This is a genomic window from Cellvibrio fontiphilus (genome assembly GCF_042646205.1).
Classification (GTDB): Bacteria; Pseudomonadota; Gammaproteobacteria; order Pseudomonadales; family Cellvibrionaceae; genus Cellvibrio; species Cellvibrio fontiphilus_A.
Map to the genome: position 1 here is coordinate 176,202 of NZ_JBHRTF010000003.1, position 24,846 is coordinate 201,047.

Here is a 24,846-nt window from a genome sequence, read left to right on the forward strand (position 1 = left end):
AGAGGCAGGTGCAAATAACAAAAACTAGATACGCTCATGTCCAAGTTGTTGCGCCCAAAGCGGCCCTTGATTGAAACGCTCGAACCCCGCCTGTTGTTTTCGGCTACCGCTGACATCGCCGTATTTGATGACGGCAGTTCTGATGCCGTGCAATTATCAAATGCTGCCGATCAGCTGGATTTAACGGAAGTCTACCCGGTCAGCGCCGCGCCATTAACCGAAGTCACTGCGGCGTCTTCAGCGCCTGATATCCTCGTTGTGGTGGATACAGCGGTGAGGGACTATGAAATGCTGGTTGATGATATTCGCCAGCAATACCCCGGCAATAATCTGCAAATTATTTATTTGGATGCAGCCAGTGATGGCCTTAGCCAAATTACCCAGCAACTGACACAGTTTTCCGAGCTGGATTCGCTGCATATTATTTCGCACGGTGCCAGCGGCACTATTGCACTGGGTTCAACGTTGCTCAGTGCCAATAATTTATTTACCTACGAAGAAGAACTGCTTGCCTGGCGCAGCGCGTTTAGCGAGTCGGCGGATATTCTGCTTTACGGTTGTGATGTATCTGCCACCCAAGAAGGGCAGGCATTTGTGGCCCGTATCGCTGAATTAACCGGTGCCGATGTAGCGGCAAGCGATGATGCCACTGGACACAGTTCATTAAATGGTGATTGGGATTTAGAATTTGCAGTAGGTGAGATAGAAAATTCTGCGCTGGTGAGCGCAGCAGCTCAGGAATCCTGGGTAGATACTTTAGCGAGTAATCACTACATCAACATTCAAGGTGGCACTAGCGCCCAATCCGTCTCCTCAACAACGGGAGTAGGGCAATCGTTTCTGGTGGATAACGCGGGTGCAACTTATTTAGTCAATCAAATCAGTTTGCAAATGCGTCTTGAACAGGGAGCTGCCAATCAGGATATTACTATTCAGCTTTTGGATGGTGGTTGGAACGATGCAACTCCACTGGCGAGCCAAACATTTAATTCCAATCAGCTGGATAGCAGTTTTGGTTGGCAAACGGTAAATTTTGGCGATGTTACGCTCAACCAAAGCCAGACTTACATTATTAAAGTCACCACCAACAATGCCGATGGAAAAGTTTCAGTCGCTTATCGAAGTGACGCCTGGAATAATTCTGAAATGATTGTTAACGGCACAGGCAATAGTGCCAATGATTTGAATATTTTGGTTTCATACAATAACGGTAGTAATCAAGCGCCGGTTAACACAGTGCCGGGTGCTCAAACCACCAATCAAAATACGCCGTTAATTTTTAGTAATCTCTATGGCAACAGGATTCAAGTTGCCGATGCAGATGCATTTCCAAATGATATTGAAGTAACGCTTTCGGCAGGGCAGGGTTCATTTAGCCTTGCGCAAACCACGGGTCTTACATTCACTAATGGCGATGGCACCAGCGACTCTAACATGGTATTTCGTGGTTCAGTCAGTGAAGTGAATGCTGCATTGGCAACCATTACTTACACACCGGTGACTAACTATACCGGTGGTGACACCTTTAGTATTACCACTAAAGATTTGGGGTTGAATGGCGGCCAGCAAGATTCCGATAATATTGCCATCACAATCAATAATGTTAACGATGCACCCACGGTTAGTATTGCCGAAACCAATTATGCTGTTGATGAACAAACATTACTGAATTTGCATGCCACCGGTATTGTTGTTAATGATCCAGATGGCGACACACTCTCGGTAACCATCTCGGCCCCTTTGCTGTATAGCGAAATTACCGCGGTTGTCGGCACTACCGGAGTTATTATCTCTTCCGGCAATGGCTCTAACAGTCTGGTACTAACGGGCACATCTACACAATTAAATAATTTATTTGCTGGCAATAACGGTGGCACCCTGACTTACCGTGCCAACAGCGATACTCCTGCAGCAACGGAAACATTAACGATTTCAGCCAGTGATGGCAGTTTGTCTGCAAATGACACGGCAACGATCAATATCATTGCGGTGAACGATGCCCCCGTCAATACAGTACCTGCTGCCCAAGTTGTCAATGAAGATACATCGCTGGTTTTCAGTGCCGCCAATGGAAATCAAATACAAATTGCAGATGTGGATGTCGCAGCGGGCAATCTTGAAGTTGTTTTAACTATCACCAATGGAACCCTGAGTCTCGCGCAAACAACGGGCTTAACTTTCAATACAGGCGATGGTACCGGCGATTCGACTCTTGTGTTTTCCGGCAGCATTGCCAATATCAATGCTGCGCTTGCAACAATTACTTATGCTCCTACAGCAAATTATTCAGGGCCGGCACTGTTAACGCTTACGACAAATGATCAGGGAAATACCGGGTCAGGCGCTGCTTTGCAAGACGTAGATACAGTGGACATCACTGTGACGGCTGTTAACGATACTCCCACACTGGACAACCCGATCAGTGATCAAAACGCAACTGAAGAAGCGTCTTTCAATTTTACTTTTGCAGCAAATACATTCAGTGATCCGGATGGTAATACTCTCACTTACAGCGCAACGCTCAGTAACGGCAATCCATTGCCTGCATGGTTGAGTTTTAATGCGGCAACGCGAACTTTTAGTGGCTTGCCAGACGATGCAGATGTAGGAACCATCAGTATAAAGGTGACAGCCAATGACGGTAATGGTGCCTCGGTTGAGGACACGTTCGATCTCACTGTTGCCCCGGTGAATGATGATCCTTTTGTTAATGCTGCAGTTCCCAACCAAAACGCTACAGAAGATTCAGCGTTTACGTTTACATTCGCTGCCAATACATTCGGCGATGGTGATGTGGGCGCAACCTTTAGTTATACCGCTGAACTTGCGAGTGGTGGAGTCTTACCCGCTTGGTTGAATTTTGATTCAGCAACACGAACTTTTAGTGGTACACCAACCAACAGCGATGTTGGAACTTTGTCCATTCGTTTAATTGTGGATGATGGTGCAGGGGGAACAGCCAGCGATACTTTTGATATTGTTGTTGCCAATACTAACGATGCACCAGTGGTTGGTGTAGGTATTCCGGATCAAACCGCGACCGAAAATAATCTGTTTAATTACACCTTTCCAATCAACGCTTTTAGCGATCCTGATGCGGGAGATACACTGGCCTATAGCGCCACTTTAGCGGATGGCAGTGGCCTGCCAGCCTGGTTAACTTTTGATTCTGCAACACGCACTTTCAGTGGCACGCCCTCTAATGGTGACGTAGGGACGATTAGTGTTCGAGTAACCGCCGATGATGGTGAGGCCAGTGTTAATGATACCTTCGATGTGGTGATTCAAAATGTTGGTTCATCTAACTTGGTGTATGAAACTTCTGGCCCTGCGGGCAATTCCCAAATCATCACAGCATCTACTCCATTTTTTCAAAGTTTTTATCACGACAGTGTTGGTGCAACCTATACCATCGACAGCATAGTGCTGCAGTTAGTAAAAGATCCTTCTGCATCCGCGCAAACAATTACGGTTACGCTTTTGTCTGGCGCGCACAATGGCACGGTGATTGATTCTGCCACGCTATCTTCTGCTGATATATCCACAACGCTTGCGTGGAAGGCGTTCGACTTTACCAATACTGTCCTCACTGACAATCAAGTTTATTTTATAAAAATTGAATCAAGCAGTGACGATGGCCTTGTTAGTGCGGCTATTCATAACACCGATGTCTACGCTAATGGTTCCTTTCATTCCAGCACCGGTGCGGCTGATATAAATCGCGATGTTGCCTTTCAGGTTTCCAGCGGCATTAATATTGATCCTGTATTGCAAAATCCTATTCCCAATCAAGTTGCCAATGAAGATGCTGCATTTAATTTCCAATTTGCAGCGAACACATTCAATGATGCCGATGTGGGTGATACGCTAACTTACACTGCCACTATGGCCGACGGAAGTTCATTGCCGGCATGGCTCAGTTTTGACGCGGCTACCCGAACCTTTTCCGGTACGCCCACAAATGGCGATGTTGGTACTATTTCTATCAAAGTGACGGCAGATGATGGAAATGGTGGAACCCCCTCATCAGATACGTTTGATTTGGTAATCAGTAATACCAACGACGCGCCTACAGTAGCTAACTTCATTCCCAATCAAAGTGCGACTGAAGATCTTGCTTTTAATTTTACTTTCGCTGCGAATACATTTTCCGATGCAGACGCTGGCGCAATACTCACTTACTCCGCCCAATTAAACGGCGGTGGTGCGTTACCTGCGTGGTTAACTTTTGATTCCGCAACTCGTACCTTTAGCGGAACACCTACTAACGCTGATGTTGGAACACTTTCCATTGATGTGATTGCGGATGATGGTAACGGCGGTACAGTTACCGATACTTTTGCTATTACAGTTGCCAACACCAACGATGCACCGACGGTAGCGAATGCTATCGCTGATCAAAACGCTACTGAAGATTCCGCGTTTAATTTCCAGTTCGCCGCAAACACCTTTGCAGATGCAGATGCCGGCGCAATACTCACTTATTCTGCACAATTAAACGGTGGTGGCGCTTTACCAACTTGGTTAGCTTTCGATTCGGCGACTCGCACCTTTAGCGGAACACCTACTAACGCTGATGTTGGAACGCTTTCTATTGATGTGATTGCCGACGATGGTAACGGCGGTACAGTTACCGATACTTTTGCTATCACAGTTGCCAATACCAACGACGCGCCGACTGTAGCTAACGCCATTGCTGATCAAAACGCTACTGAAGATTCCGCGTATAATTTCCAGTTCGCCGCCAATACTTTTGCTGATGCAGACGCTGGCGCAATTCTGACTTACTCCGCCCAATTAAATGGCGGTGGCGCGTTACCAGCATGGTTAACTTTTGATTCCGCAACTCGCACCTTTAGCGGAACACCTACTAACGCTGATGTTGGAACACTTTCCATTGATGTGATTGCCGACGATGGCAACGGCGGTACAGTTACCGACACTTTTGCCATTATTGTTGCTAATACCAACGATGCACCGACGGTAGCGAATGCCATTTTCGATCAAAACGCTACCGAAGATTCCGCGTTTAATTTCCAATTCGCCGCAGACACCTTTACGGATGCAGACGCTGGCGCAATTCTGACTTACTCCGCCCAATTAAATGGCGGCGGCGCGCTACCGGCCTGGTTAACTTTTGATTCCGCAACTCGCACATTCAGCGGTACACCTACTAATGCTGATGTTGGAACACTTTCCATTGATGTGATTGCGGATGATGGTAACGGCGGTACAGTTACCGATACTTTTGCCATCACAGTTGCTAACACCAACGATGCACCGACGGTAGCGAATGCTATCGCTGATCAAAACGCTACTGAAGATTCCGCGTTTAATTTCCAATTCGCCGCAAACACCTTTGCAGATGCAGATGCCGGCGCAATACTCACTTATTCTGCACAATTAAACGGTGGTGGCGCGCTACCGGCCTGGTTAACTTTCGATTCCGCGACTCGCACTTTTAGCGGAACACCTACTAACGCTGATGTAGGTGTAATCACTATCGATGTGATTGCGGACGATGGTAATGGCGGTACAATTACCGATACTTTTGCCATCACAGTTGCTAACGCCAACGATGCACCGACTGTAGCGAATGCCATTGCTGATCAAAATGCTACCGAAGATTCCGCCTTTAATTTCCAATTCGCCGCCAATACCTTTGCGGATGCAGATGCCGGCGCAATACTCACTTACTCCGCCCAGTTAAATGGCGGCGGCGCGCTACCGGCCTGGTTAACTTTTGATTCCGCAACTCGCACATTCAGCGGCACACCTACTAATGCTGATGTTGGTGTAATCACTATTGATGTGATTGCGGACGATGGCAATGGCGGTACAGTTACCGATACTTTTTCCATCACAGTTGCCAATACCAATGACGCGCCGACAGTAGCTAACGCCATTGCTGATCAAAACGCTACCGAAGACTCAGCGTTTAATTTCCAATTTGCAGCCAATACTTTTACTGATGCAGATGCCGGCGCAATTCTGACTTACTCCGCCCAATTAAATGGCGGTGGCGCGTTACCAGCATGGTTAACTTTTGATTCCGCAACTCGTACATTCAGCGGCACACCCACCAATTCTGATGTTGGAGCACTTTCCATTGATTTGATTGCAGATGATGGTAACGGTGGAACGGTGACAGACACTTTCACTATCACTGTGAATAATCTAAACAATTCTCCCACATTAGCGAACGCCATTGCTGATCAAAATGCTACCGAAGACTCAGCGTTTAATTTCCAATTTGCAGCAAACACTTTTGCTGATGCAGACGCTGGCGCAATTCTGACTTACTCCGCCCAATTAAATGGTGGCGGCGCGCTACCCGCATGGTTAATTTTTGATTCTGCAACTCGCACCTTTAGCGGAACGCCCACCAATGCTGATGTGGGAACACTTTCCATTGATGTGATTGCGGATGATGGTAACGGCGGTACAATTACCGATACTTTTGCAATTATTGTTGCTAATACCAACGATGCGCCGACTGTAGCAAACACCATCGCTGATCAAAATGCTACCGAAGACTCGGCGTTTAATTTCCAATTCGCCGCGAATACCTTTGCGGATGTAGATGCCGGCGCAATACTCACTTACTCCGCCCAATTAAACGGTGGTGGTGCGTTACCAGCTTGGTTAACTTTTGATTCCGCAACTCGTACATTCAGCGGCACACCCACCAATGCTGATGTTGGAGCACTTTCAATTGATTTGATTGCAGATGATGGTAACGGTGGAACGGTGACAGACACTTTCACTATCACTGTGAATAATCTAAACAATCCTCCCACATTAGCGAACGCCATTGCTGATCAAAATGCTACCGAAGACTCAGCGTTTAATTTCCAATTCGCCGCCAATACCTTCGCGGATGCAGATGCCGGTGCAATACTCACTTATTCTGCACAATTAAATGGTGGCGGTGCGTTACCAGCTTGGTTAACTTTTGATTCTGCAACTCGCACCTTTAGCGGCACGCCCACTAACGCTGATGTAGGTGTAATCACTATCGACGTGATTGCTGACGATGGTAATGGCGGTACAGTTACCGATACTTTTGCTATCACAGTTGCTAACACCAACGATGCACCGACTGTAGCTAATGCCATTGCTGATCAAAACGCTACCGAAGACTCGGAGTTTAATTTCCAATTCGCCGCCAATACTTTCGCTGATGCAGATGCCGGAGCAATACTCACTTACTCCGCTCAATTAAATGGCGGCGGTGCTTTACCAGCTTGGTTAACTTTTGATTCCGCAACTCGCACCTTTAGCGGCACTCCGGTTAGTAGTGATGTTGGGACGCTTTCCATTGATGTAATTGCGGATGATGGCAGTGGTGGAACAGCGACAGATACTTTCACTATCACTGTGAATAATCTAAACAACGCCCCTACATTAGCGAATGCCATTGCTGATCAAAACGCTACTGAAGATTCTGTATTTAATTTCCAATTCGCCGCCAATACTTTCGCTGATGCAGATGCCGGCGCAATACTCACTTATTCTGCCCAATTAAATGGCGGCGGCGCGTTACCAACTTGGTTAGCTTTCGATTCGGCGACTCGTACATTCAGCGGCACACCCACTAATGCTGATGTAGGTGTAATCACTATCGATGTGATTGCCGATGATGGTAACGGCGGTACAGTTACCGATACTTTTGCTATCACAGTTGCCAATACCAATGACGCGCCGACAGTAGCTAACGCCATTGCTGATCAAAACGCTACCGAAGACTCAGCGTTTAATTTCCAATTTGCAGCCAATACTTTTACTGATGCAGATGCCGGCGCAATACTCACTTATTCTGCACAATTAAACGGTGGTGGCGCGCTACCGGCCTGGTTAACTTTCGATTCAGCGACTCGCACATTCAGCGGTACACCTACTAATACTGATGTAGGTGTAATCACTATCGATGTGATTGCCGACGATGGCAACGGCGGTACAATTACCGATATTTTTGCCATCACAGTTGCTAACACCAACGATGCGCCGACTGTAGCTAACGCCATTGCTGATCAAAACGCTACTGAAGATTCCGCGTTTAATTTCCAATTCGCCGCAAACACCTTTGCAGATGCAGATGCAGATGCCGGAGCAATACTCACTTACTCCGCTCAATTAAATGGCGGCGGTGCTTTACCAGCTTGGTTAACTTTTGATTCCGCAACTCGCACGTTTAGTGGAACACCAACTAATAGCGATGTTGGTGTAATCGTTATTGCTGTGACTGCCACTGATGGCAATGGTGGTGCTGCAACGGCAATTTTTAATGTGACGATTGCAGAGGCAGAGCCTGTATCGCCGCCGGTTATTACGCCGACAGATCCTGATACTGGTACACCAACAAGGCCTGACCCTATTATTCCGCCAGTAATCCCTCCGGTTGTCACACCTCCGGTGACTTCCCCGCCTGATGTTGTTCCGCCGGTGAATGGAGGAAATGATCTTGGTGGAAATCCTGCGCCTGAGGATTCAACGTCACCGACTGTGCCGCCTGATCGACCACTCGTCGTGGAAACTACGGATAACAACACATTTAATCCTGTTGATGATAAATCGGCGCGTGATTATGAACGGGCAGAGGAGTTGCTTAATCGCAATGCATTGCCAGTATCAAGCCTGACAGCTTCACCATCCTTGGTTAGTTTAATTGTCCCTGATGCTGGTTTTGCGCCTTGGGAAGCGGCTGACTTTGATAATGAAGTGCGCAGAATTCGCGCGCAAATGGATGATGCACTTGAGGAGGAACAGGATCGTCGCGCATTGATTGCGGGCATTAGTTTTTCATTGACGACTGGTTTGTTGATTTGGTCGTTGCGCGCCGGCAGTTTGTTATTGGCAATGGTTTCTATGCTGCCCTTGTGGCGTGGGTTGGACCCGCTGCCTATTCTTGAGCAAGTGAATAAACGCAAAAGAGAATTGGAGCAACAGCGTAAAGATCGCAAAAACGAAGATAAGAGTGCTAAAGAAGTGGGTTATTTGTTTGATCACGTCCAACAAAAAAACAAAGACATCTAATAGTTATTGAATTGAGTTAAGGAATTTTCATGTTGAGCATTACACCGGCGGTGAGGTTGAGTGTGGGTTTAGTCATCCTCACCATCTCGTTATTAATTCTTGCGCAGGCGCTGGGCTTGGCGCCCGGTGTTGAGCGCCAGCAATTGGATGTGCGCAAACGCCTCGCAGAAACTTTGGCATCCCAAGTGAGTGTGGCTATTACCCGCGGTGATGAATTGTTACTGCAATATTTGCTGGAGTCTTCGGTAGAGCGCAACCCGGAAATCTTATCGGCTGCTGTACGCCACAACAACGGTAATCTCGTCGCCAAAACCAAAACCCACGAAAAAGAATGGGCAGGAGCAGAGGCCAACGAATCGACACCAACCCATATTCGTTTTCCGGTAATGATTAACGGCGCCAAGCGCGCTGATTTTGAAATCAGTTTTGAACCGCTGTTACATGATCGCCACCCTATTTTTGGTGTGCCTACTTTTGTGTTATTGCTTATTTTTATTGCGCTCAGCGGCTTCCTGGGGTTTTGGTTTTATATAAAGCGCGCGCTTAAACATTTGGACCCTAGTGCTGTTGTTCCTGCGCGGGTACGCAATGCCTTGAATATTTTGGCGGAGGGCGTACTTATTCTGGATAGGCGCGAACAAATTGTGTTGGCAAACACCGCGCTCTTGGAAAATTTGCGTCGCACCGAGGACAATTTGCTTGGGAAAAAAGCCAGCAACCTGGGCTGGTTTGTGGACCCGAAAAGTGATGATGTGCAGTACCCCTGGATTCGTGCGCTTGCAGAGGGGGCTAAGCAAACGGGTGCGCGTGTATTGTTGCCGTCAGGGAGCGAGGGGGAAAAAATATTCCACGTGAATGCCGTGCCCATTCTTGACCCCAAAGGGCAGGCCCAGGGCACTATCGCAGTATTTGAAGACATCACCGAGCTTGAGGGTAAAAACCGTTTGCTGGAGGATATGGTGCAGCAGCTCGCGGCAAGCCGTGCCGCCATTGAAACTAAAAACAAAGAATTAACCTATTTGGCAACACGTGACCCGCTCACCAATTGTTTTAATCGCCGCGCACTTTATGAACACTTAAATGGCAAGTTTGATGGCGCGCGTGCGTCTGATACGGAATTCAGTTGCATCATGGCGGATATCGATTTCTTCAAAAAAGTAAACGATACCTATGGTCACGCTGTAGGCGATGAAGTAATCAAAATGGCAGCCAATAGCCTGCGCGAGGTGGTGCGCGATATGGATATGGTGGCGCGGTTTGGTGGCGAGGAGTTTTGTGTCATTTTGCCCGGTGCACCCATAGAACAGGCACAGCTTATTGCCGAGCGCTGTCGCGAAAAAATTGCCGCACAAGTGACCAACGGTGTCAGGGTAACTGGCAGTTTTGGTGTGACTTCCATCCGCATGGGCGCGAGCAGCGCGAACCAGTTAATCCAACAAGCAGATGAAGCGCTGTATTACTCCAAGCAGCACGGGCGCAACCAGGTCACCCGCTGGGCGCCGGGTATGGAAAGCCTGATTGCTGAGACGCAACATTAAGGTAGAGCAGTGCAAGTATTTGCTTGTTAACTAAACACTTTGGCCCGCATTTATGCGGGTTTTTTCATTCATTTCCCTGCAGAGTGATCTTGCCGGTGGTAAATCTGCTGCCAGTAATTACAATAGCCCTCGTTTATAGATTTGTACCTTTGTAGCGCAATCGGGACTTTCCATTGAAATCAGCAACTCCGCAACGCCGTGCACCTGCGTCTGAACAAGCTTCCAGCCTGTTGGTGCGCCTGATCAAAGAGGGCGCCCTTATCGGTTTGGGCGCGATTTGCCTGTACCTGTTAATTGCCATGGTCAGTTATGACCCTATGGACCCGGGTTGGTCCAAAACTGGCGAAAACACACTGGTGCAAAATGCCGGCGGTTCCTTTGGCGCCTGGATTGCCGATGTCTTTTTCTCGCTGTTTGGTTATCTCGCCTACCTTTTCCCCGTGATGATCGCCTATCGCGCTTGGTTGGTGCTCAAAGATCGCACCCGGCAGGATTCTATCGACTGGTTGTTTTTTGGTTTACGTGCTGTGGGTTTGGTGTTGGTGATGGTGGCGGGCACTGGTATTGCCGCTATGCATTACAGCGATGGTGTTTCGGTGCTGCCATATTCCAATGGTGGTTTACTGGGCGCTGCGGTGTCTGACGGTATTTTTGATGCGTTCAATTACACCGGCGGCACCTTATTAATGCTCAGCATGTTTTTAGTGGGTATGACCATTTTTACCGACCTTTCCTGGTTAAAACTCGCAGAGGATATAGGCCGTTGGGTGAGCATTGGCATCGCCCGTGGGCTGGAAAAGTGGAAACTTTACCAGCGTGAGCGCGCCGAAAAGCAAATCGCGGTCAAAGCCCAGGAACATCGCCGTGAAGTGGTGGAGCAGCATGTTAAACAAGAAGCCAAGCGTGTAGCCCCGGTGATTATTGCTGAGCCTCCCAAAAAGAAACCGGCGCCCAGCCCGCGTATTGAAAAAGAAAAGCAACCCTCGCTGTTTGAATCCCTTGAGCCTGCAGTCGGCCAGTTGCCACCTTTGAACCTGTTGGACCCAGCCGATAAGCGCAGCGACAAGGGCTACTCCAAAGAATCACTGGAGGCCATGTCGCGCCTGTTGGAGTTAAAACTCAAAGATTTCGGCATTGATATTGAAGTGGTCTCGGTACAACCCGGCCCGGTGGTGACCCGTTTTGAAATCCAGCCCGCGCCGGGCATTAAAGCCAGTCGTATTTCCGGCCTTGCCAAAGACTTGGCGCGTTCACTCGCGGTAGTGTCAGTGCGGGTAGTGGAGGTGATTCCGGGTAAGTCGGTGATGGGCGTAGAGATCCCCAACGCCCACCGCGAAATGGTGCGCCTGTCAGAGGTGATTTCATCGGAAGCCTACGATCACGCCAAATCACCGCTGACCATGGCGCTGGGGCACGATATTTCCGGCGAACCCATAGTAGCTGACCTAGCCAAAATGCCGCACTTGCTGGTGGCGGGTACCACCGGTTCGGGTAAATCGGTGGGCGTTAACGTGATGTTGCTCAGCCTGCTGTATAAGTCCACACCCAAAGAAGTGCGCCTGATTCTGGTGGATCCAAAAATGCTGGAACTCTCGGTCTACGAGGGTATTCCCCATTTGCTGACACCGGTAATTACCGATATGAAAGACGCCTCCAACGGCCTGCGCTGGTGCGTGGGTGAAATGGAACGGCGCTACAAGCTCATGTCGGCGCTGGGTGTACGCAACCTCGCCGGTTTTAACCGCAAGGTAGAGGATGCCCTCAAAGCCGGCGAGCCAATCAAAGATCCACTGTTCAAACCCGAAGACAATTTTGAGGCGGGCGCCGAAGTCGCCACCGCGCCCGACTTGGAAGCCTTGCCCTTTATCGTGGTGGTGATCGACGAATTCGCCGACATGATGATGATCGTGGACAAGAAGAAGGTAGAGCAGCTTATCGCCCGTATTGCGCAAAAAGCCCGTGCGGCGGGTATTCACCTGATTTTGGCGACCCAGCGCCCCTCGGTGGATATCATCACCGGTCTTATCAAGGCCAACGTACCTACGCGTATTGCCTTCCAGGTTTCCTCCAAAATCGACTCGCGTACCATTCTGGATCAGGGTGGGGCAGAGCAGCTCTTGGGGCATGGTGACATGCTCTATTTGCCCTCTGGCACCAGCGTGCCCATCCGGGTTCACGGCGCGTTTGTAGATGACCACGAAGTTCACAAAGTCGTGGCGGATTGGAAAAAACGCGGCGCACCGCAGTATATTGATGGCATCACCGACGATGACAACAACTCCATTCCGGTTCCGGGATTACCGAGTGAAGGTGGTGAAGGCGATGATGGCGAATCTGATGCGCTTTATGATGAAGCTGTGCAGTTTGTGATTGAATCGCGTAAGGCCTCTATTTCATCGGTACAGCGCAAGTTGCGTATTGGTTATAACCGCGCGGCGCGTTTGATCGAAACCATGGAAGCAGCGGGAGTCGTGTCATCCGCCGGTCACAATGGCAATCGCGAAGTGTTGGTTGGCAGCGGGCGCGATTAACCTTTTATTAATCGAATGGTTTATCTCAGGTTCATCCACACCCGATAGGATTCGGGTGTCGGCCTCTCAATTATCAGTGGAATTTCTATGACTATATTTACCCGAATCCTCACCGGTTTGTTATTGCTTGTTTCCGTTGCTGCCAATGCAGCGGATGACCAAGCCGCGCAGCAATTACGCAAATTACTGGATGCCATGAACAGCCTGCAAGGCGATTTTGTGCAAACCACCTACGACAAAACCGGCGTTGAGCAGGAGTCCAGCAGCGGCAGTTTTATGCTCATGCGCCCCGGCAAGTTTTATTGGAAAACCCTCGACCCAATGCCGCAATTATTGGTCTCCAATAACAAAACTATTTGGCTTTACGATCCGGATCTGGAAACGGTGAATATCCGTGAATTCACCGAAGACCTGCGCGAAACACCGGCGCTGTTATTGAGTGCCGATATTGAGCAGCTGCGTAAGAATTTTTCCATCGCGAAAGATGCTAAAGATACCAGCGCCGAAAAGTACACCCTGACTCCTAAAGTCACCGAAGGTATGTTCCAGCAGCTGGTGTTGGTATTCAAAGCAGGCCAGTTAACCGAATTTGCGATTCAAGACAGCCTCGGTCAATTAACCCGTTGCCAACTCTCCAATGTGCAACGCAATAAACCCCTGCCGGAAGAAAACTTCTTTTTTGTGCCGCCGGAAGGCGTTGAAATTTTGCACGATTAATCGCGAGTGTTTAGTTAATTCATGGATCTTTTTGCCAGCAGTACGCCCGCCTATCAACCGCTTGCCGCGCGTATGCGCCCGCGCAATTTGGATGACTACATAGGTCAGGAGCATCTGCTAGCAGCGGGCAAACCCCTGCGCGAAGCAATCACCCGTGGGCAGCTTCATTCCATGATCCTGTGGGGGCCGCCCGGTGTGGGCAAAACCTCGCTCGCCAAATTATTTGCCGAGCAGGCCGATGCCCGTTTCGAAACGCTTTCGGCGGTGTTATCCGGCGTAAAAGAAATTCGTGCGGCGGTTGCGGCGGCGCAGCAGGAGCGCATTTCCACTCGTCGCAAAACGATTTTGTTTGTGGATGAAGTCCATCGCTTTAATAAATCCCAGCAGGATGCATTTCTGCCTTACGTGGAAGACGGCACCTTTATTTTTATCGGTGCTACCACTGAAAACCCTTCATTCGAATTAAATAATGCGTTGCTCTCGCGCTGCCGTGTGTATGTACTGCGCGGTTTGCAGCCGGAGCAATTGAAAAACGTATTGCTGCAAGCGCTCAATGACAAAGAGCGCGGCTTGGGCGCGCAGCAGATTAGTATTGACGACGATACGCTGATGACCTTGGCGCAAGCTGCCGATGGCGATGCGCGCAAATCGCTCAACTTGTTGGAAATTGCCGCTGATCTGGCCGATGACGAGGGCGATAAAAAAGTTATCAATGAACACGTCCTGGCCGAAGTTCTCGCCAGCGATGTGCGCCGCTTTGATAAAGGCGGCGATATTTTTTATGAGCAAATTTCTGCGCTGCATAAATCTGTGCGCGGCTCCTCGCCAGACGGGGCGCTCTATTGGCTTGCCAGAATGCTCGATGGCGGCTGCGATCCGCTTTACATCGCCCGCCGTGTAGTGCGTATGGCCAGTGAAGACATAGGCAATGCCGACCCGCGCGCACTGCCATTGTGTTTATCTGCGTGGGATGTGCAGGAGCGTTTGGGTAGCCCGGAAGGGCAGCTGGCCATAGCCCAAGCCGTTGTTTACTTGGCCTGCGCCCCCAAAAGCAATGCTGTGTATAATGCGTTCAACCAAGTGATGGCTGATGTGCGCAACCAACCGGCCTACGATGTTCCCCTGCATTTACGCAATGCCCCCACCAAACTCATGAAAAACATGGATTACGGTGCGGAATATCGCTACGCCCACGATGAGCCTGGCGCTTATGCGGCGGGTGAAAATTATCTGCCGGAAGAGATTGCGCAGGCACGTTACTATCAACCGGTGGAACGTGGGCTGGAATTAAAAATTCAGGAAAAGCTCGCGCATTTGCGCGAGCTGGATAAACAAAGTAAACAGCAACGCTACAAAAAATAACCCCTCCCCAACACTCCCCTTCAAAAGGGGCGGGAGTTTGAATTCACTCCGTAATAAAAACGGAGTTGGCCAAGCTCCTCCCCCTTGTGAAGGGGGAGGCAGGGAGGGGGTTTCTTTTAACGGAAAATATCTATGCAGTGGTTAGCAATCGCATTAGGTGGCGCGCTCGGATCTCTACTCAGATTCGCGGCGGTAGGCTACCTAACACCACTGCTAGGCATTCGCTTTCCGCTAGGCACGTTTATCGTGAATATTGTCGGGTCGTTTTTAATCGGCGTTGCTTATGTGCTGCTGGTTGAAAAAACAACCTTGTCTGCTGAATGGCGGTTGTTTTTTATCACCGGCGTTTTGGGTGGCTTCACAACCTTCTCCGCGTTTTCGCTGGAAATATTGCAGTTGTGGCAGACCGGTTATGTATTGAATGCGCTTATTTATGCAAGCAGCTCAGTGATTGTAGGATTGTTAATGGCATTTTCTGGAATGGCGTTAACCCAAAAATTTTTTTAATACTTTTAACTTCATATAGATAATTACTCATCATGTTAGATTCAAAATTACTTCGCACCGCTACCGAAGAAGTAGCACAGGGTTTGGCAAAACGCGGTTATCAATTAGATGTTGCCAAAATTCAAGCATTGGAAGAAAAACGCAAAGAAATTCAGGTAAAAACTGAAAACCTGCAAGCCGAGCGCAACGCTATTTCCAAAGGTATCGGCAAAGCCAAACAAGCCGGTGAAGATGTTGCGCCCATGATGCAAGCGGTGGAAAACATCAAGCAGCAATTGACCGGTGCAGAAGTAGAACTTGCGGCAATTCAAGCCGAGTGGGATGAGTTTGTAAAAGCAATCCCCAATGTGCCTGCTAATGAAGTACCGGAAGGTAAAAGTGATGAAGACAACGTAGAAGTGCGCCGCTGGGGCATGCCACGCAGCTTTCATTTCCCTATTAAAGATCACGTTGATCTGGGTGCTGAACTGGGCGGTTTGGATTTTGAAGTCGCCACCAAAATCACCGGCACTCGTTTTGCGGTATTGCGTGGCGGTGTAGCGCGCCTGCATCGTGCGCTCGCACAATTTATGTTGGATACCCACATCAACCAACACGGTTACGAAGAGGTGAACGTGCCTTTTATCGTGAACCGCGATTCATTATTCGGCACCGGCCAGCTACCTAAATTTGAAGAAGATTTATTCAAATTAACCGACGACCGCGAATTTTATTTGATCCCCACTGCCGAAGTACCGGTGACCAATATTTATCGCGATGAAATTGTCGATGAAACCCAACTGCCGATTAAATTAGTGTGCCATTCACCTTGCTTCCGCTCCGAAGCAGGCAGCTATGGCCGCGATACCCGCGGCATGATTCGCCAGCATCAATTTGAAAAAGTCGAGTTGGTAAAATTTGTACGCCCGGAAGAATCAGATGCGGCACTTGAAGCGCTGGTTGGTCATGCTGAAACTATTTTGCAAAAACTCGGCTTACCACACCGCACAGTGATTTTGTGTGGCGGCGATATTGGTTTCTCATCTGCCAAAACTTACGACATCGAAGTGTGGGTGCCATCGCAAGATAAATACCGCGAAATTTCCTCTTGCAGCAGCTTCCGCGACTTCCAGGCCCGCCGCATGATGGCGCGCTACCGTAACAAAGAAACCGGCAAACCCGAATTGCTACACACCTTGAACGGCTCAGGCTTGGCCATTGGCCGCACCTTGTTGGCAGTGCTGGAAAACTACCAACAAGAGGATGGCAGCGTAATTATTCCAGAAGTGCTGCGCCCGTACATGGGTGGTCAGGAAGTGCTGACTCCTGTAAAAAAATAAAAAAGGGTGGGCAATGCCCACCTTTTTTTTGACCAGTTTTTGGATGCGAGTAAGTTTCACGCTGTTATCTGTGTTTGTAGAAGCGATATTAATTTATGGATTATTTCCCCGTCTTTCTCGATTTAAAAAACCGCCTCTGCCTGTTGGTGGGCGGAGGTGAAGTGGCAACGCGCAAAGGGCGTGTGCTTGCTAAAGCGGGCGCGCGGTTGCGTATTGTGGCGCCGGAGATTTCTGCCGAGCTGCGCAGTTTGGTGGCGCAGAATAATGGCGAGCTGCATGAGCGCGAATATCACACCGGTGATTTGCAAGGCTGTGTGTTGGCGATTGCGGCAACCGATATTGAAGCCTTGAATGAAAAAATTTCTGCGGATGCCCAAGCCCTGAATTTACCGGTAAATGTGGTAGATACACCGGCGCTTTGCACTTACATTACCCCTGCGATTATCGACCGCTCGCCGCTGGTGATTGCAGTGTCCAGTGGCGGTGAAGCGCCGGTACTCGCACGCTTGGTGCGTGCAAAATTAGAGACATTAATTCCAGCGAGTTATGGAAAATTAGCGCAGTTGGCCAGCTCATGGCGCGATCGTGTGAAAGCGCGTTTTGATGATGGCGATAGCCGCCGCAAATTTTGGGAAAAAATTCTGCAAGGCCCTGCTGCTGAATTAACGTTTAACGGGCAACAAGCAGCGGCGGATGAATTAATTGCGCGTGAATTAGCGGGCGATCAAACCCAGCTGACTCAAGGTGAAGTCTATTTGGTGGGCGGCGGCCCCGGTGATCCGGAGCTCTTAACCCTGCGCGCGTTGCGTTTAATGCAGCAGGCGGATGTTGTGCTCTATGACCGTTTAGTATCAGACGGTGTGATGGAATTAGTGCGCCGTGATGCCGAGCGTATTTATGTGGGCAAGCGCCGCAATGAACACGCCATGCAGCAGGAAAATATTAATCAGTTGCTGGTGGATTTGGCCAAAGAGGGCAAACGTGTATTGCGTTTAAAAGGCGGCGACCCGTTTATTTTTGGTCGCGGCGGTGAAGAAATTGAATTACTGGCGCAACACAATATTCCTTTCCAAGTGGTGCCTGGTATTACCGCTGCCTCTGGCTGTGCTGCTTATGCGGGTATTCCATTAACGCATCGCGATTATGCCCAGTCTGTGCGTTTTGTTACTGGTCATTTGAAATCAGACGATACTAATTTACAGTGGCCAGAGTTGGCGAATCCAACCCAGACACTGGTGTTTTACATGGGGCTGGTAGGGTTAAAAGAAATTTGTGAATCCCTGATTGCACATGGTCGTGCGGCCAATACTCCGGTTGCTTTGATTGAAAAAGGCACCACGCAGCAGCAACGTGTTCTTGTATCGGATTTAACATCTATCGCTGATGTTGTTGCGGCCAATGATGTACATGCCCCTACATTATTTATTGTCGGTGAAGTGGTGCAGTTGCATGAAAGTTTGCGCTGGTTTACACCACAAATAAAAAACGCCTGATTGCTCAGGCGTTTTTACTTTCTTTTTCTTAACATTAAACATTAAGTGTTCGATTTCTCTTTGGTTTTTGCCAATGAGATGAGTACCGAACTACCTATTAATGTAGCCACTACCGCCAATGAAATTCCAACAGGAATTTTATAAATATCAATCATCATCATTTTAATACCGATAAATACCAGCACCAGCGCTAAACCATATTTCAGGTAGCTGAATCTATCCGCCATATCCGCTAATAAAAAGTACATGGCACGCAGACCCAAAATAGCGAATATATTCGACGTTAAAATAATAAATGGGTCAGAAGTAATCGCAAAAATAGCGGGAATTGAGTCTACAGCAAAAATCAAATCCGATATTTCTACCATCACCAAGGCTAGAAACAATGGGGTCATCATGCGTATGCCATTTTCCGTAACAAAGAAACGCTCACCTCTGAGTTCGGTAGTAACGGGGTAGTGGTTTTTAATCCACTTGATGAGAGGGTTGTTTTCCAAATGTACTTCTTTGTCAGCCATCCACCACATTTTGATACCGGTGAATAACAAAAAAGCACCGAACAAATACAGCATCCAGTGGAATTGTTCAATCAGCCACACACCCGCAAAAATCATAATAGTGCGCATCACAATCGCACCCAGCACACCGTAGGTGAGTACACGTTTTTGCAGCTCAAATGGGATGGCAAAAAAATTAAACAGCATCAGCCAGACAAAAACGTTATCCACGGCGAGTGATTTTTCTACCAAATAGCCCGTCAGGTATTCCAGTACTTTGGTGTTAGCCAATTCACGCGTGTAGTGATGATCCAGGTACCACCAAAGTCCGGCACCAAACAGCATGGCCAGCGTTATCCAAATCAACGACCAGGTGCCGGCCTCTTTGAGTGAAACCCGGTGTTGTTTGCCGCCGCCCACAAACACCAGATCAATTAACAAAACGACAATCACCAGCCCGAAAAAAATCGCCCAGAGCAGTGGAGTTCCAACGCTGATGTTTTGGCTGACAGGGGTGATGGTTTCTGCAGAGGCAATTGCCGGAAGTAGCAAAAGCAAGAGTGGGGTTACTAGTTTACGCATGATAGCTCCGTCATTAATGGATTGAAAACGCAATGACGGAAGGAAAACGAACATAAAAGGAAGCCTTTGTCATTGCGACAAAGGTCTCGTTCACAAGGTGCTACTGCTTACCTTGCCCGCGCGGCCGGAGCTAAACGACTCGTATTGACGACATGCGCGGCGGGAACTACTCCCCTTCGTTCGGCCAGTATAAAAGTTGTTATCTTAGGGTCAAGTGTGGCGTGATTTTTTAAGGCTGAACAAGGAAAAAACTATTGATAATGGCTGTCTAAAATGTGATCAGAATGCCATTTTTTTGATGTCGCATTAATTAGGCTTCAAGTAAGGCCAATTAAAGCCGATAAATTGACTGTAACTTGCAGATACAGGTGAACTCATGGTTTATCTAGGCCCCATCCAACCCCGACCAGTTTCAGTAAAAGTGCCCAGTCGCCCAACGACTACCACGGCAGTGACTCCTTATGCCAATGAGAACCAGCAACAACCCTCTGCCGGTTTGGGCGCTATAGGCCCCCCGGGGGGAGTAGAGCGCCGCAAAGGGGATCGTCGCAGTAAGTCAGATCAAACTATTGTGGAAACACGGGCCGGGCGCGATCGTCGTCATTCCCCGGCAACTAGCGTTAATATTTCCATTTAAATACTCAGGGATGTTCAACAGATAATTTTCACCGGCACTGATTTAAATGCCGGTGTTTTGCTGCGCGGATCGTGATGGGTGGCAATCAGTACATTTGCTTCAGGGTAATAGGCCATTACATTGCCGCGTGGCACATCAAAAGCAAATACTTTGACAGCTTTCATTTCACCTTGGGCAGATTTCAGGTTAACCAAATCCCCTGTGCGAATAGCTAAATCTTCCATATCTTTTTGATTCATTAATACCGACCAGCGAGTGTCGGTGCCGCGATAGGAATCGCTCTCTTCATAAATAATCGAATTAAATTGCCCTTCACTGCGAATGCTGGCTAATACAAAAGGATACTCCGCGCTTGCAACGGCAGCGGGCAATTCGCCAACTTGAAATTGTGCTTTGCCGCCCGGGGTGTGAAACTTTGGCGATGCCAAGAGGCGATCTTGAATCGTAAATTCTTGTTTGGTTTGCGCTATATCTTTTAATTCCCCCATGCCGGGAATGGTGGCGGCTATAGCCGCGCGAATAGAGTCATGTTGTTTTAATTGTTGAAAATCCAGCGGGCAATCAGGCAGCAAGCGTTTGCCCAATTCACACAAAATTTCCACTTCTGGTTTGACGTTGTGCAGGCGATGAATGCCGCCATCACTCAAGCGTACATAATTAAACATGGACTCTTGTGTGGTGGGTTGCCATTCCTCATCGCGGGCAGTAACGGGTAGGATCAGCGCCTCACTGGTTTCCATGCCGGTGACATGCCCAAGGTTCAGGGTTGTTGTTAAATACACTTTAAAACCGATCTTATCGAGCGCGGCTTTGGCCCAGTCGCTGTTGGGCGTCGCGGCAAATAAATTGCCTCCCATAATCAATGCGGCATCTATTTCACCGGCGTGAGCTGCGCGCAAACAGGCCAGTGTATCCATACCCGCTGTGCGTGGCAGGGCTGCGCCTGTGTGTTGCTCCAGCTGTTGTAAAACATCCTCCGCCAAAATGGGTTTAACACCCACTGTGCCTATGCCTTGAACATTGCTGTGACCGCGCAGTGGCAATAAACCTGCCGCGGGTTTGCCGAGCATGCCGCGCAGCAAGGCCAGGTTGGCAATGGCCTCGACATTTTCTACACCGTGCAGGTGATGGGTAACACCCATGCCCCAAGCAAAAATAGCGCGCTCGGCTTTGGCGTAGTGGTGTGCAAGTTCTTCTATTTTTTGTTGGCTCACACCGCAAAAATCTACGAGCTTTTGCCAGGGTGTTGTTTCAATGTCCTCTTTGAAGGCTGCAAAGTTATGGGTGTGCCGGGCGATAAAATCAGTGGCTATTTTTTCGTTTTCAATAAGTGCTTTGGCGATGCCTTTTAACAGCGCCAAGTCGCTGCCAATCTTGGGTTGCACATAATCTGAAGCAATCCAGCTGCCGCCACTCAACATGGATTTTGCACTTTTGGGCACCGCAAAACGCACCAGCCCCGGTTCTTTGGCCGGGTTAATCACAATCACTTGTCCGCCGCGCTCGCGACAATTTTTTAATTGATGAATAAAACGCGGATGATTGGAGGAGGGGTTGGCGCCTATCACAAAAATACAATCGCAGTTGCCTACATCCTCTAGCGATACTGTGGCAGTGCCGCTACCAATTACATTCTGTAAACCTACGCCGGTGGCTTGATGGCAATAATAGGAACAGTTGTTGACGTTGTTGGTGCCGTACAAACGCGCCAGTAGTTGCAATACAAAACCGGCTTCGTTGGAGGAGCGGCCGGAGGAATAAAAAAAACTGCGGGATGCATCAGTTGCAGAAAATGCACGGGTCATTTTGTCCAGCGCAAATTCCCAGCTTACCGGCGTGTAACGATTGCTCTCGGCAGATTTAAATAAGGGGTTATTTAATCGCCCCAGGTGCTCAATTTCATAAGCGCTGAGTTGTTTGAAATCATCCAGCGTGTGGGCAAATAAATCTTCGGGAATGGCGGGTTGTATATCGGTGGATTGTGCCTGGATACTTTTATTGCAGACGGACGGAAATTCGTCTTTTTCGTTGGTCATGCCACCGCGCTGGCCACCCATGCCCAGCCCACAGGCTTTGCAGGTATTTTTACTGTTGAGGGCTTTGGCAGAGTTCAGTAAACCAATGCGCGCAACAGTTTTCAGCGTGTACAAGACCTTTTTAGGGCCTCCTCCAACAATACTGATAGGTTCGGCAGGTGTTGAATCTGAAGCGGACATAGGTAGCTACCAAGAGGAAAATAATTACCGAGGGTAGGGCGCTTTTGGGGTGATTGCAATACGTTAAATTACGGCTTTCTTGTAGAATCGGTCAGCTATTTATTTTATGGATCTGCTTTATGCCGCACATAGTAATTTTGGAAGATGAACCCAGTATTGCCGAGAGTCTAGTCTTTGTATTGCAAGCCGAGGGGTTTACCACCCATTGGGAAATGCTGGCGACCAAGGCATTGGCCTATGTCAAAGCGCAATCAGTCGATTTAATGATTATGGATGTTGGCTTGCCGGATATGACCGGCTTTGAAGCCTGCAAACAATTGCGTAAATTTTCAGAATTGCCGGTGATTTTTTTAACCGCGCGCGGCGATGAATTGGATCGGGTGGTAGGTTTGGAAATTGGGGCAGATGATTACGTAGTAAAACCTTTTAGCCCGCGGGAAATAGCCGCGCGTGTTAAAGCGATTTTGAAACGCAGCCTGCCACGGCAAGACTTATCTGCTGTTGTTAATGCCAGTTCTGAATTGAATAGGGATAAAAATCCGGTGGCCGAGTTCAGCCTGGATATCGAGCGAAAATCCATTTATTACCAGCAGCAGTTACTCAGTCTCACGCGTTTTGAATATTGTCTGCTAGAGATGCTAATCACCCAGCCGGGGCGAGTATTTAGCCGCGAGCAATTACTCGGTGCCGCCGGTGTAACCCTGGATGCCGGATATGACCGCAGTATTGACAGCCATATAAAATCCCTGCGCGCTAAATTGCGACAAATCAATCCCGCTGCTGAGCCGATAAAAACCCAGCGCGGTTTTGGTTATTGCTATCAACCGGACGCACGCGAATGTCGCTGAGTTTACGCATATTCATTATTTACATGCTCTTTGTGGCGCTGTGCAGTTATTTTGTGCTGCGCACAGTGATGGAAGAAATTCGCCCGGGCGTCCGGCAAACGACGGAAGAGACCTTGGTTGATACGGCAAATTTACTCGCTGAATTTTTACGCGAGCCTATGTTGAAAAATCAAATCGACCAGCATTTTTATGCCGATATTTTTCGCGCTTACGGCCAGCGCACACCCAATGCCAATATTTGGGGTGTCAACAAGTTTGCAGTTAATCACCGTATTTACGTTACTGATCGCACAGGCATAGTTTTATTGGACTCCAGCAATATAGCGGTCGGGCAAGATTACTCGCGCTGGAATGATGTCTATTTAACCTTGCAGGGAAAATACGGGGCGCGTTCATCCCAGGAGCAGGAGGGTGATGAAAGCGCGAGCATTATGTATGTAGCAGCACCCATTAAAAATGGCGATGAAATTATTGGTGTTGTTTCTGTCGCTAAACCCAATCGCAGTGTGCAACCTTTTATTGAACGCACCCAGCGGCGCCTGGGTATGTTGGGTGGTGCATTAATTTTATTGGGGCTGCTGAGCGGTGCGTTATTTTCCTGGTGGTTGAGCCGAGAGCTGCGCAAGTTGCGCGAATATGCGGTGACGGTGAGCCAGGGTGAGCGCGCAACCATTCCCGAGGGCAAAATTGCCAGCGGGGAGTTGCGTCAACTGGCGCAGGCGCTGGAATCCATGCGCAGTGAATTGGATGGCAAAGCCTATATTGAACGCTATGTGCAAACCCTTACCCATGAGTTAAAAAGTCCCTTGGCAGCAATTCGTGCCAGCGCTGAATTATTGCAGTCACCCCTGTTGGATGCCCCGGGGCAGGAACAGCAGCGCCAGCGTTTTATTGCAAATATCGATAGTGAAAGTTTGCGCTTGCAGCAGTTAATTGAGCGCTTGTTAAATCTGGCTCTGGTGGAGCAGCAACAAAGTTTGCATGACCCGGAGACTCTGGATTTGAACGAGTTATGTAATCAACTGCTCGATACACACAGTGCGCGTATCCTGCGTCAATCAATCCAACTCCAAAAAGATTTTGCAGCCGATGCAAAACTCAAGGGCGAGGCATTTCTGTTGCGCCAGGCAATTAATAATCTGCTCGAAAATGCGCTGGATTTTACACCGCAGGGTGGCTGCATTTTGGTGCGGACCCGTCGGCAGGGCGCCAGACTTCAGTTGTTGATCACCAATCAAGGTGAGCCTATTCCAGATTTTGCTGTTGCACGTTTGACGGAGCGTTTCTTCTCCCTACCACGGCCAAGTACGGGCAAAAAAAGCACGGGTTTGGGGCTGAATTTTGTGCAAGAGGTGATGGATTTGCACGGCGGTTCGCTCCGGGTTAGCAATGTCCAGCTTGATCTTGCGCGGTCTGATCACACTCCGGTCACAGACACAGGTGTTGCGGCTGTGGAAGCATGTTTGGAATTCAACGCAGGGTGACTTAACGCAAACTAATACAATTATTTACAGCTCCGGCAAGCCGATAAAAATAGAGTGCGGGTTTTATAAAAATGGCTAT

The 24,846-nt window shown here is 48.8% G+C and carries 13 protein-coding genes; 11 read left to right on the forward strand and 2 right to left on the reverse strand.

Translation table 11 applies throughout. From position 1 onward, the window contains the following. Window positions 1-36: 36 nt before the first annotated feature. From ACFODX_RS06350 to cysG, 8 genes are all read left to right on the forward strand, one after another. Window positions 37-9,036, forward strand: a complete 9,000-nt coding sequence (locus ACFODX_RS06350) for a putative Ig domain-containing protein (protein ID WP_378117221.1) — start codon at window positions 37-39, stop codon at window positions 9,034-9,036. Between the two features lie 29 nt (window positions 9,037-9,065). After that, window positions 9,066-10,574 carry a sensor domain-containing diguanylate cyclase gene (locus tag ACFODX_RS06355; protein WP_378117223.1) on the forward strand — a complete coding sequence of 503 codons (1,509 nt, stop codon included), beginning with the start codon at window positions 9,066-9,068 and terminating at the stop codon, window positions 10,572-10,574. Window positions 10,575-10,747: 173 nt separating this feature from the next. Then, window positions 10,748-13,105 (forward strand): DNA translocase FtsK, encoded by a 2,358-nt coding sequence (locus ACFODX_RS06360; protein ID WP_378117225.1) that lies wholly within the window; start codon window positions 10,748-10,750, stop codon window positions 13,103-13,105. Window positions 13,106-13,192: 87 nt separating this feature from the next. Beyond that, on the forward strand, window positions 13,193-13,822 hold the full coding sequence (gene lolA, locus ACFODX_RS06365) for an outer membrane lipoprotein chaperone LolA (RefSeq protein WP_378117227.1): 630 nt from the start codon (window positions 13,193-13,195) through the stop codon (window positions 13,820-13,822). A gap of 21 nt (window positions 13,823-13,843) precedes the next feature. Continuing rightward, window positions 13,844-15,184: a replication-associated recombination protein A gene (locus ACFODX_RS06370; protein ID WP_378117229.1), complete on the forward strand. Its 1,341-nt coding sequence runs from the start codon at window positions 13,844-13,846 to the stop codon at window positions 15,182-15,184. Between the two features lie 132 nt (window positions 15,185-15,316). Next, on the forward strand, window positions 15,317-15,691 hold the full coding sequence (gene crcB / locus ACFODX_RS06375; protein WP_378117232.1) for a fluoride efflux transporter CrcB: 375 nt from the start codon (window positions 15,317-15,319) through the stop codon (window positions 15,689-15,691). Between the two features lie 32 nt (window positions 15,692-15,723). Continuing rightward, a complete protein-coding gene (gene serS, locus ACFODX_RS06380; RefSeq protein ID WP_378117234.1) occupies window positions 15,724-17,010 on the forward strand; it encodes a serine--tRNA ligase in 1,287 nt (428 codons plus the stop codon). Between the two features lie 95 nt (window positions 17,011-17,105). Next, window positions 17,106-18,503, forward strand: a complete 1,398-nt coding sequence (cysG, locus tag ACFODX_RS06385) for a siroheme synthase CysG (protein WP_378117236.1) — start codon at window positions 17,106-17,108, stop codon at window positions 18,501-18,503. 41 nt (window positions 18,504-18,544) lie between these two features. Here cysG and ACFODX_RS06390 read toward each other — a convergent pair whose 3' ends face one another. Next, entirely contained in the window at window positions 18,545-19,582 is a 1,038-nt protein-coding gene (locus ACFODX_RS06390) for a TerC family protein (protein WP_378117238.1), read from the reverse strand. A gap of 376 nt (window positions 19,583-19,958) precedes the next feature. On the opposite strand from ACFODX_RS06390, the gene ACFODX_RS06395 reads away from it, so the two are divergent. Further along, window positions 19,959-20,219 (forward strand): hypothetical protein, encoded by a 261-nt coding sequence (locus tag ACFODX_RS06395; RefSeq protein ID WP_378117240.1) that lies wholly within the window; start codon window positions 19,959-19,961, stop codon window positions 20,217-20,219. Between the two features lie 14 nt (window positions 20,220-20,233). On the opposite strand, the gene ACFODX_RS06400 is transcribed toward ACFODX_RS06395, so the two are convergent. After that, complete coding sequence (locus ACFODX_RS06400; RefSeq protein WP_378117242.1) at window positions 20,234-22,435, reverse strand: FdhF/YdeP family oxidoreductase; 2,202 nt, start codon at window positions 22,433-22,435, stop codon at window positions 20,234-20,236. Window positions 22,436-22,554: 119 nt separating this feature from the next. On the opposite strand from ACFODX_RS06400, the gene creB reads away from it, so the two are divergent. Together creB and creC are read left to right on the forward strand one after the other, a co-directional pair. Continuing rightward, on the forward strand, window positions 22,555-23,283 hold the full coding sequence (gene creB / locus ACFODX_RS06405) for a two-component system response regulator CreB (RefSeq protein ID WP_378117244.1): 729 nt from the start codon (window positions 22,555-22,557) through the stop codon (window positions 23,281-23,283). Continuing rightward, complete coding sequence (creC, locus tag ACFODX_RS06410) at window positions 23,274-24,767, forward strand: two-component system sensor histidine kinase CreC (RefSeq protein WP_378117246.1); 1,494 nt, start codon at window positions 23,274-23,276, stop codon at window positions 24,765-24,767. Before creB ends, creC begins: the two co-directional genes overlap by 10 nt. Window positions 24,768-24,846 lie beyond the last annotated feature (79 nt).